An 11,495-nucleotide genomic window follows, 5' to 3' on the forward strand; every position below is an offset into this window, starting at 1 on the left:
TGATATAGAACATTTCCCCTTTTACTATGAGAGAAAGTGCTCTACTCAGGCATAAGTATCTCATGTGAATAGAAAAATACCGAGTGACTTTCCCTCATAGTCCAACGATTAACGGTCGTTAGGTAGAGACTTGCAGGCCATATCCCCGCGATTATATGAGGTACGATATAATATTGTTTCTAAGATTATATTAACAGGTGTTCTTAAAACATGTCAACAAATAATCGAATGTTTTTTACCCATCACATTATAACGTTCGTGTTTTACTTATAATAAAAAGAAGAACCGAAAAAATATGCAAAAAAGGACGGGAATTAAAGAGGAAATGCGAGAATATATGCAGTATAACCATTCACTATATAAATAGGAAGGGTTACATTCAAAAACAACTTAGAAACACAAAAAAACCTAAGTCAAAACGACTTAGGTTTTTGCCTGGCAACGTCCTACTCTCACAGGGACAAAGTCCCAACTACCATCGGCGCTAGAGAGCTTAACTTCCGTGTTCGGTATGGGAACGGGTGTGACCTCTCTGCCATCATTACCAGACTTATGAAGGTATATTCCTTCAAAACTAGATAACATTTGCTTCATATTATATGGTTAAGTCCTCGATCTATTAGTATTCGTCAGCTCCACGTGTCACCACGCTTCCACCTCGAACCTATCAACCTGATCATCTTTCAGGGATCTTACTAGCTTAACGCTATGGGAAATCTCATCTTGAGGGGGGCTTCATGCTTAGATGCTTTCAGCACTTATCCCTTCCGCACATAGCTACCCAGCTATGCCCTTGGCAGAACAACTGGTACACCAGCGGTGCGTCCATCCCGGTCCTCTCGTACTAAGGACAGCTCCTCTCAAATTTCCTACGCCCACGACGGATAGGGACCGAACTGTCTCACGACGTTCTGAACCCAGCTCGCGTACCGCTTTAATGGGCGAACAGCCCAACCCTTGGGACCGACTACAGCCCCAGGATGCGATGAGCCGACATCGAGGTGCCAAACCTCCCCGTCGATGTGGACTCTTGGGGGAGATAAGCCTGTTATCCCCGGGGTAGCTTTTATCCGTTGAGCGATGGCCCTTCCATGCGGAACCACCGGATCACTAAGCCCGACTTTCGTCCCTGCTCGACTTGTAGGTCTCGCAGTCAAGCTCCCTTATGCCTTTGCACTCTACGAATGATTTCCAACCATTCTGAGGGAACCTTTGGGCGCCTCCGTTACTTTTTAGGAGGCGACCGCCCCAGTCAAACTGCCCACCTGACACTGTCTCCCGGGTCGATAAGACCCGTAGGTTAGAATTTCAATACAGCCAGGGCGGTATCCCACCAGCGCCTCCACCGAAGCTAGCGCTCCGGCTTCAAAGGCTCCCGCCTATCCTGTACAAGCTGTACCAAAATTCAATATCAGGCTACAGTAAAGCTCCACGGGGTCTTTCCGTCCTGTCGCGGGTAACCTGCATCTTCACAGGTACTATAATTTCACCGAGTCTCTGGTTGAGACAGTGCCCAAATCGTTACACCTTTCGTGCGGGTCGGAACTTACCCGACAAGGAATTTCGCTACCTTAGGACCGTTATAGTTACGGCCGCCGTTTACTGGGGCTTCAGTTCAGAGCTTCGCTTGCGCTAACCCCTCTCCTTAACCTTCCAGCACCGGGCAGGTGTCAGCCCCTATACTTCGCCTTACGGCTTCGCAGAGACCTGTGTTTTTGCTAAACAGTCGCTTGGGCCTATTCACTGCGGCTTTCCGTTAAGAAAGCACCCCTTCTCCCGAAGTTACGGGGTCATTTTGCCGAGTTCCTTAACCAGAGTTCTCTCGCACACCTTAGGATTCTCTCCTCGCCTACCTGTGTCGGTTTGCGGTACAGGCACCTTTTATCTCGCTAGAAGCTTTTCTTGGCAGCGGGGAATCAAAGACTTCGCTCCATAAGGAGCTTCCCCATCACAGCTCAGCCTTCACGGTAAGCGGATTTGCCTACTTACCAGCCTAACTGCTTGGACGTGCACAACCAATCGCACGCTTCTTCTATCCTTCTGCGTCCCTCCATTGCTCAAACGATAAAGAGGTGGTACAGGAATATCAACCTGTTGTCCATCGCCTACGCCTGTCGGCCTCGGCTTAGGTCCTGACTAACCCTGAGCGGACGAGCCTTCCTCAGGAAACCTTAGGCATTCGGTGGACGGGATTCTCACCCGTCTTTCGCTACTCATACCGGCATTCTCACTTCTAAGCGCTCCACCAGTCCTTACGATCTGACTTCACAGCACTTAGAACGCTCCCCTACCACTGATACCATAGGTATCAATCCGCAGCTTCGGTGGTGTATTTAGCCCCGGTACATTTTCGGCGCAGAGTCACTCGACTAGTGAGCTATTACGCACTCTTTAAATGGTGGCTGCTTCTAAGCCAACATCCTAGTTGTCTAAGCAACTCCACATCCTTTTCCACTTAATACACACTTTGGGACCTTAGCTGGCGGTCTGGGCTGTTTCCCTTTTGACTACGGATCTTATCACTCGCAGTCTGACTCCTAAGGATAAGTCATTGGCATTCGGAGTTTGACTGAATTCGGTAATCCGATGGGGACCCCTAGTCCAATCAGTGCTCTACCTCCAAGACTCTTACACTTAAGGCTAGCCCTAAAGCTATTTCGGGGAGAACCAGCTATCTCCAGGTTCGATTGGAATTTCTCCGCTACCCACACCTCATCCCCGCACTTTTCAACGTGCGTGGGTTCGGGCCTCCATTCAGTGTTACCTGAACTTCACCCTGGACATGGGTAGATCACCTGGTTTCGGGTCTACGACCACGTACTAAACGCCCTATTCAGACTCGCTTTCGCTACGGCTCCGCCTCTTCAGCTTAACCTCGCACGGGATCGTAACTCGCCGGTTCATTCTACAAAAGGCACGCCATCACCCGTTAACGGGCTCTGACTATTTGTAGGCACACGGTTTCAGGATCTCTTTCACTCCCCTTCCGGGGTGCTTTTCACCTTTCCCTCACGGTACTGGTTCACTATCGATCACTAGGTAGTATTTAGCCTTGGGAGATGGTCCTCCCGGATTCCGACGGAATTTCACGTGTTCCGCCGTACTCAGGATACATTCAAGAGGGAACGAAGTTTCAACTACAGGGTTGTTACCTTCTATGACGAGCCTTTCCAGGCTGCTTCGTCTACCTCGTTCCTTTGTAACTCCGTATAGAATGTCCTACAACCCCAAGAGGCAAGCCTCTTGGTTTGGGCTAGATTCCGTTTCGCTCGCCGCTACTCAGGAAATCGCATTTGCTTTCTCTTCCTCCAGGTACTTAGATGTTTCAGTTCCCTGGGTCTGTCTTCTTTACCCTATGTATTCAGATAAAGATACCATACCATTACGTATGGTGGGTTTCCCCATTCGGAAATCTCCGGATCAAAGCTTACTTACAGCTCCCCGAAGCATATCGGTGTTAGTCCCGTCCTTCATCGACTCCTAGTGTCAAGGCATCCACCGTGCGCCCTTTCTAACTTAACCAAAATTAAAAAAATATGAGCTACACTGTTATCTAGTTTTCAAAGAACATATATTTTCGAGAGATAGTTCTCTCAAAACTGAACAAAACGAAACACGGAAACTTATATTGATGAACAGCGTTCATCAATTCTCCATAGAAAGGAGGTGATCCAGCCGCACCTTCCGATACGGCTACCTTGTTACGACTTCACCCCAATCATCTGTCCCACCTTAGGCGGCTGGCTCCAAAAGGTTACCCCACCGACTTCGGGTGTTACAAACTCTCGTGGTGTGACGGGCGGTGTGTACAAGGCCCGGGAACGTATTCACCGCGGCATGCTGATCCGCGATTACTAGCGATTCCAGCTTCATGTAGGCGAGTTGCAGCCTACAATCCGAACTGAGAACGGTTTTATGAGATTAGCTCCACCTCGCGGTCTTGCGACTCTTTGTACCGTCCATTGTAGCACGTGTGTAGCCCAGGTCATAAGGGGCATGATGATTTGACGTCATCCCCACCTTCCTCCGGTTTGTCACCGGCAGTCACCTTAGAGTGCCCAACTTAATGATGGCAACTAAGATCAAGGGTTGCGCTCGTTGCGGGACTTAACCCAACATCTCACGACACGAGCTGACGACAACCATGCACCACCTGTCACTCTGCCCCCGAAGGGGAAGCCCTATCTCTAGGGTTGTCAGAGGATGTCAAGACCTGGTAAGGTTCTTCGCGTTGCTTCGAATTAAACCACATGCTCCACCGCTTGTGCGGGCCCCCGTCAATTCCTTTGAGTTTCAGCCTTGCGGCCGTACTCCCCAGGCGGAGTGCTTAATGCGTTAACTTCAGCACTAAAGGGCGGAAACCCTCTAACACTTAGCACTCATCGTTTACGGCGTGGACTACCAGGGTATCTAATCCTGTTTGCTCCCCACGCTTTCGCGCCTCAGTGTCAGTTACAGACCAGAAAGTCGCCTTCGCCACTGGTGTTCCTCCATATCTCTACGCATTTCACCGCTACACATGGAATTCCACTTTCCTCTTCTGCACTCAAGTCTCCCAGTTTCCAATGACCCTCCACGGTTGAGCCGTGGGCTTTCACATCAGACTTAAGAAACCACCTGCGCGCGCTTTACGCCCAATAATTCCGGATAACGCTTGCCACCTACGTATTACCGCGGCTGCTGGCACGTAGTTAGCCGTGGCTTTCTGGTTAGGTACCGTCAAGGTGCCAGCTTATTCAACTAGCACTTGTTCTTCCCTAACAACAGAACTTTACGACCCGAAAGCCTTCATCGTTCACGCGGCGTTGCTCCGTCAGACTTTCGTCCATTGCGGAAGATTCCCTACTGCTGCCTCCCGTAGGAGTCTGGGCCGTGTCTCAGTCCCAGTGTGGCCGATCACCCTCTCAGGTCGGCTACGCATCGTCGCCTTGGTGAGCCGTTACCTCACCAACTAGCTAATGCGCCGCAGGTCCATCTATAAGTGACAGCCGAAGCCGCCTTTCAATTTCGCACCATGCGGTGCAAAATATTATCCGGTATTAGCCCCGGTTTCCCGGAGTTATCCCAGTCTTATAGGCAGGTTACCTACGTGTTACTCACCCGTCCGCCGCTAACTTCTTAAGAGCAAGCTCTTAATCGGTTCGCTCGACTTGCATGTATTAGGCACGCCGCCAGCGTTCATCCTGAGCCAGGATCAAACTCTCCAATAAAGTTTGTCTAGCATCATAAATAAAAATTGACGTTTCACGTTGTTTGTTTCGTTCAGTTTTCAAAGAACTTATCCGCCGCTCAAGTTGGCGACTTCCTTATGTTAACATCTCAGTTATTCAATGTCAACTAAGTTTTTTATTTCGTTTGTCGCGTTTTTAATTTGTTTCATCAGCGACTCGTATAATATTACACCCTTATTTAATAAGAGTCAACATTTTTTTAAAAATATATGTATTCTTTCTGCAGCATTGTAAATATTCCTCTCAAGTAATCCTTTATCCCGTATAAACTGCCCGTAAAAGCCTGATTCGCGGGGGTAATAATCAGTAGGGGATGAAGCCCCGCCGACGAAATTTTCACTTTATTTTTAAGGAATTATATATTCCTTGCAAAATAATAGAAACTGTCGCACCAGCTACATCTTTCAAATTTGCAATATTGTCCTCTACATAAAAATCCATCTATATTCACTTTGATTTTATCAAATACGAATTGGAACCAATATCAATTTTTTATCATGCGAACGAAATAAGGGAATGAAAAAAAAGCTTTCCATTCCCTTATTTCTTTACACTGTCTCTTCTTCTACCTTCAAAACTGTCTTTTTCTTTGTGAATTTCCACTTTATCATATCCATCACATAATAAGCAGTCGGTACAATAATTAACGTTAAGAGCGTAGATGTTAATAAACCAGAAATAACCACCATGGCAAGGGATCGAGAAATAAGTCCTCCCTCGGTCGACAACGCTAGCGGTGTAAGTGCACCTATTGTAGCAAGAGCCGTCATTAAAATCGGACGAAGTCTTGTTACCCCCGCTTCTAATAAAGCTTCTTTTATAGCCATTCCTTGTTTTTCATTTTGCATAACACGATCCATCAACACAATAGCATTCGTTACAACAATGCCAATTAACATAAGAAACCCAACCAATGCCGGCATACCTAAAGGTTCTTTCGTAAGGTATAAGCCGAGCAAACCACCTGTAAAAAGAAATGGTAAAGAAAATAGAATTGCAAACGGAGCCATTGCATTTCCAAATGTCACTAGCATCACAACAAAGACAAGTACAACAGCAATTCCCATAGCAATAATCATATTTTGGAACCCTTCGCTCATAGCTTGCGACTGTCCTTCAGAGCGATACTTAATACCTTTTGGCAAATCTAACTCTTTTAAACGTTTATCTACCTCAGCTTGCACACCAGATACATTATCCGTTGTAAATCTTGCATTTACTTGTACATACTCTTGCTGATTTAAGCGATACAAGGCAGTAGGTCCTGGTGCTTCAGAGAGTGTGGCTACATCCGACAATTTTACCTGTTGCCCAGTAGGACTCATAATAATTTGATTCGTAATACTTTCAATAGATGTAAGATTGTCATTTTTCAACCCTAGATTCACTGAAGTCGTTTTTCCGTCTAATTGGACTGTCATAACACTTTCGCCAGCAATATTCCCTCTTACAAAAGCAGCAATCATCATCGGATTCAAGCCTTTTCCCACTGCTTTTTCTTCATCAATTGACAAATTAAGTTGCGGTTTTACAGCAGCTAAATTTGTTTTCACATTCGACAAACCCTTTATGTCTTTTATCTTCTCTACAATCTTATTCCCGGCAGTCTCCAAATCCTTAGCGTTTCCACCTTCCACAATAAGAACAAATTTCCCTCCTCCTGTTATACCAATCGGTGTCAAAGCTGTTTCAATGCCAGCCCCTAGATTTTCCATCTTTTCTTTTACATCTTTTTCAAAAGTCGTTATTCCTTCTTTCGTCACATCATCCTTCAAATTAATCGACAAACGAATTCTTTCTCCTGAAACAACCGTTTGATAGCTTTTCACAATCACTTGTTTACTAAAAATACTTTCCATATCTTTAGCTACACCATTAGCTTTGTCAAGTGATGTTCCAACAGGTAAATCTGCCGTCAGATTATATGAAGCCGCCTTTTCTTCTGGTAAAAAGTTTTTAGGAATCAGTGGCACAAGCCCTAAAGATGAAACAAATACGACAAAAGCAAGAAAGAGTGTAATCATCTTTTTCTGAATCGTCCAGCTCAGCACACGTCGATATGTTCTCTGCAATATTGTTTCTTTCGGCTCCTTATGCTGCAAACGTAGCAAGAAAAATTTAGCAAGCAAAGGGACAACTGTTAACGAAACAAGTAAAGAAAAAGCAAGCGCAACAATAACTGTAATTCCGAACGGAGCAAAGAACTTGCCAACAATTCCTGGAACAAGTGAAAGCGGACCAAATACTGCCATAGTCGTAATTGTTGAAGATGTAACCGCACCCCCAACTTCTTTAGCAGCCGCTAATACCATGGGTGTATCACGCTTTGTACTACTTAACGTTCTGCGGTAGATGTTTTCAATAACTACAATAGAATCATCAATTACTCGACCAACAGCTACCGCAATACCAGCTAGCGTCATCATATTTAAACTATAGTGTAAATACTTCATCGTAATCACCGCCGCTAAAACAGACAGCGGAATTGATAGAACAGCTACAATTGTAGCTCTTATATTACGTAAGAATACAAATGTCACAACGACAGCAAATAATGTACCTAGCAACACTTCCCTAAGCATACTATTAACTGATTTTTCTACCTGCTTTGAGCTGTCATACAACTTTGTCAGTTTATAACCGTCTGGTAATTGCAAATCAGATAGTCTTTGGTTAATTTGTTTGACCACTTCCACCGCATTAGTTCCTGGCTGCGCTTTAACAGATACAAGAACTGCAGGTGTGTCTTTTAATCTCGTATATACAGTTTCTGTTTTACTTCCATACTCTACAGTTGCTACATCTGACAATGTAACTGTTTGTACTCCCTCAGCACTTGGTACGGCCATTTTCATATTGTTCACGTCAGTAAGCGATTTAAGTTTGTAATCAGCTTGCACATTTAATGTTTTTTCATTAATACTCACCTGGCCTGCTGGAAAAGAAAAATTATGTGCTAAAAGCGCTTGCTTTACTATGTCATAAGTAACCTTTTTTTCCTTCATTTTTTCAATATCAAGTCTAATAGACAATTGCTTTTCGGTTTCACCTGACACATCCACCTTGCCGATATTTTCAACAGTGGACAAAGTCGGTTTAATCCGGTCGTTCACATATTGTGAAATATCCGCCTGCTTTGCATTGTCTGAAGAAAGAGCAAAGGTAAATATCGGCTGCGAAGGTCCATCTTTCATAACGACAGGTTTCCCTGCATCCTCTGGTAATTTTAAAGATGCAACAGCACTCGTCACATCTTTTTCAGCTTCATCCATCTTCCTGTCCATATCAAATTCTAAAATAGCAACTACCGTGTTGCTATGAGCTTCAATATATAAGTTATCAAGCTTTTGAATACTAGAAAATGCAGTTTCTAGCGGCTTTCCTATATCATTTAACCCTTGTTCTGGTGTGGCACCCGTATAAGGGACTTGCACAATCATATACGGAATATTAACGTTTGGCATTTCTTCCATCTCTATTGTTTTAATAGAATATAAGCCTCCGACAACAATAAAAATCATCGCGAGAAAGACAACACCTACATTTTTTAAAGAAAAATGAATCCACGACCCCACCGTCATTCCTCCCATTCCTTTTTACCATGCAAAATAACCTTACTTACATAACCCCTATAAGTCCTATTCCTCCCCTCCCTATATTCTCTTCACTCTTTTTTTAATTACTAATTTTATCCTTTTGTTACAAATAAACCCTACGACAGATTCTAAACTCAACCCAAAGACCTATATCGAATCATACAGCAGTATAAAAATCCATGTTCTAAACGCAACAAAAAGGATTATGTATTTTACACTTTCCGTAAGCAGGAACACACAAACTTCCCTGAGATTGCAATCCCTACAAATGATTTATCAATATTTGATTTTTTACATGATTAAGTGGACGTTTTTTTACATAACTTAGTTGACATTTATACTCTTGAGGTGAGGGATCTTACTACCTGTTAATGGGGGATAAACACAAAGTAAATTGGATAATACAATGAAAAGTTATCGAAATGAAGATACGAATGTTAATAAAATGATTGCGGAAAGCTATCTGTTTTCAACGGAAGCAACCTATGATAAATTTATTTTATCAGAATTTACCAAATAGTAAATATTTATTATTAGAACAGAATGAGTGAATAAGAATATCGAAAAGTTGCAGGGAGGAGAAATATATTGGAACAAATTGAGCTGATAGAGTTAGACGAAGAGAATATAAATGATGGGGGCTGTTATTGTCTTCGGAGCAAGCCAACTTCAACAGGTTTCATCAATAAAAACCAATGGCTTATGGGAAGTTTTAACGAAGGGTTAAAGTATATAAAAATAATGGACAATAGCAAGCCAGCAGGTTTTATTGAGTATACACCTATTGAATATTCTTCGAAAGTTGTCTATGGTGAAAATTATTTAGTTATCCATTGTTTATGGGTAAATGTTACAGGAAAAGGGTATGCATCAAAATTGATTCATAAATGTATTCAAGATGCTAAGGCACAAAATAAAGATGGAGTTATTGTAATTACAAATCCAAACACTTCTTGGACTCCCAGTAAAGACGTTTTTATAAAGAATAATTTTAGAGAAATAGATTATGCACCTTATGGATTTGAGTTACTTGTTTACAAATTTGGACATTCACCTAACCCATATTTCCCAAAAGATTGGGATGAGCGACTGAAGCTTTTTAAAGGTTTAACAATTCTTCGTACCCAACAATGTCCATTTGTAGATGTCTCAACCAATAATGTTATTAAGGCAGCAAAGCAATTGGGTATTCATGCAGAGATTATTGACATAGAAAACAGAGATGAATTGTTGAGACTTTCACCTACTCCTTATGGTATCTACGGAGTCATCTACAAGAATAAATTAGTTTCATTTCATAGACTTACAGTTCACTCCGCAATAAAACGGTTAAATGAGTTAAGCTAATTCAACTACAATAGATAAGAGAACTCAATACCCTTAACTAAGTAAAAAACAAAGAATCTCTCACTACTAAGAGTGATAGATTCTTTGTCTAAGTTTACAGGGATGAAGGAATATACTTCTCAACAAATCCCCATACAATATGCCAATATTTCTCCGAGTCTATTTGTTCTGCTTCACCATGCTCCGCACCTGGTACAATTAATTTCTCTTTTTCTACCTTTGCCGCATTGTACATATCATCTAACATTTCATAAGGAACAAACTTATCCGCATCTCCATAAATGAACAACATTGGTGTTTTACTTTTCGCAACTTGCTTGACAGCCGAAGCCTCATTCAAATTATAACCAGCTCGGAATTTAGTTATTGTATTAGCTGCATTCATTACAGGGAATTTAGGTAAATGAAATAGATCTTTTAACTGATAGGGGTACTTTTAACACTACTAGTATTATTTTTCATTTGGTTGGCCTCTTAGTTGAGTTTATGGGATGGAAATTACTACAGAAACTGCAGGTTAAAAAATTCCTTACACCATCCAATATGAACTATGTAAAGTGAAAATTTTATTGTGATTAATTCATAGAGGATCTTGGAATTAAATAAAAAATGTAAAAGAATTTAAAAATGTTTTGTCTTTATTATTCAAATAGCAATTTAGACTATTCCTTATATGTAAAAAAACGCTATTCTTTTGTTAACCATATACACGAAAGGATGGCATTTTTGTATGAATTTATCGATTTTAGATGAACTAGAATTATCTTCTAAAGAATTACAACGATATATGTCACCACATGTTTTAGAACAGTTAGCTAGAGAGATAGGATTTGTTCAACGAAAAAGAGTTAAAAAAAGGAAAGTTACTGCTTCAATTCTCAAATCAGATGGATAAACACAAAAAAGACGAGTCATACTGACTCGTCTCAAATTGCCTGGCAACGTCCTACTCTCACAGGGACAAAGTCCCAACTACCATCGGCGCTAGAGAGCTTAACTTCCGTGTTCGGTATGGGAACGGGTGTGACCTCTCTGCCATCATTACCAGACTTATGAAGGTATATTCCTTCAAAACTAGATAACATTTGCTTCATATTATATGGTTAAGTCCTCGATCTATTAGTATTCGTCAGCTCCACGTGTCACCACGCTTCCACCTCGAACCTATCAACCTGATCATCTTTCAGGGATCTTACTAGCTTAACGCTATGGGAAATCTCATCTTGAGGGGGGCTTCATGCTTAGATGCTTTCAGCACTTATCCCTTCCGCACATAGCTACCCAGCTATGCCCTTGGCAGAACAACTGGTACACCAGCGGT

General features: G+C 42.4%; 3 protein-coding genes, 5 rRNA genes, 1 pseudogene and 1 riboswitch (1 of these 10 only partly in view). Of the genes and pseudogenes, 2 read left to right on the top strand and 7 right to left on the bottom strand.

Annotation, left to right across the window (positions count from 1 at the left end):
• Positions 1-77: 77 nt before the first annotated feature.
• A riboswitch (purine riboswitch) is annotated at positions 78-179 on the bottom strand.
• Positions 180-433: 254 nt separating this feature from the next.
• The 4 genes from rrf (AB1280_RS16490) to AB1280_RS16505 form a co-directional block, all read right to left on the bottom strand.
• A 5S ribosomal RNA gene (gene rrf, locus AB1280_RS16490) occupies positions 434-549 on the bottom strand.
• A 50-nt stretch (positions 550-599) separates the two neighbouring features.
• Positions 600-3,522, bottom strand: a 23S ribosomal RNA gene (locus tag AB1280_RS16495).
• Positions 3,523-3,659: 137 nt separating this feature from the next.
• Positions 3,660-5,210, bottom strand: a 16S ribosomal RNA gene (locus AB1280_RS16500).
• The 16S, 23S and 5S rRNA genes sit together here, the layout of an rRNA operon.
• Before the next feature lie 569 nt (positions 5,211-5,779).
• Positions 5,780-8,806, bottom strand: a complete 3,027-nt coding sequence (locus tag AB1280_RS16505; RefSeq protein ID WP_429756495.1) for an efflux RND transporter permease subunit — start codon at positions 8,804-8,806, stop codon at positions 5,780-5,782.
• A 609-nt stretch (positions 8,807-9,415) separates the two neighbouring features.
• Here AB1280_RS16505 and AB1280_RS16510 point away from each other — a divergent pair.
• Positions 9,416-10,174 carry a GNAT family N-acetyltransferase gene (locus AB1280_RS16510; protein ID WP_429756496.1) on the top strand — a complete coding sequence of 253 codons (759 nt, stop codon included), beginning with the start codon at positions 9,416-9,418 and terminating at the stop codon, positions 10,172-10,174.
• A gap of 94 nt (positions 10,175-10,268) precedes the next feature.
• On the opposite strand, the pseudogene AB1280_RS16515 reads toward AB1280_RS16510, so the two are convergent.
• Positions 10,269-10,610, bottom strand: a pseudogene (locus tag AB1280_RS16515) (alpha/beta hydrolase); the annotation flags it as partial.
• Between the two features lie 294 nt (positions 10,611-10,904).
• On the opposite strand from AB1280_RS16515, the gene AB1280_RS16520 reads away from it, so the two are divergent.
• Entirely contained in the window at positions 10,905-11,069 is a 165-nt protein-coding gene (locus AB1280_RS16520; RefSeq protein WP_429757405.1) for a hypothetical protein, read from the top strand.
• A gap of 38 nt (positions 11,070-11,107) precedes the next feature.
• Here the strand turns inward: AB1280_RS16520 and rrf (AB1280_RS16525) are convergent.
• Together rrf (AB1280_RS16525) and AB1280_RS16530 are read right to left on the bottom strand one after the other, a co-directional pair.
• Positions 11,108-11,223: ribosomal RNA gene (gene rrf / locus AB1280_RS16525) — 5S ribosomal RNA — on the bottom strand.
• 50 nt (positions 11,224-11,273) lie between these two features.
• A 23S ribosomal RNA gene (locus tag AB1280_RS16530) occupies positions 11,274-11,495 on the bottom strand; it runs 2,701 nt beyond the window's last position.

This window comes from Bacillus sp. S10(2024), assembly GCF_050473865.1.
Classification (GTDB): Bacteria; Bacillota; Bacilli; order Bacillales; family Bacillaceae_G; genus Bacillus_A.

Bases quoted from the DNA above. Each gene is read 5' to 3' on its own strand.
- AB1280_RS16520 (WP_429757405.1), top strand. From the start codon at position 10,905: ATGAATTTATCGATTTTAGATGAACTAGAATTATCTTCTAAAGAATTA.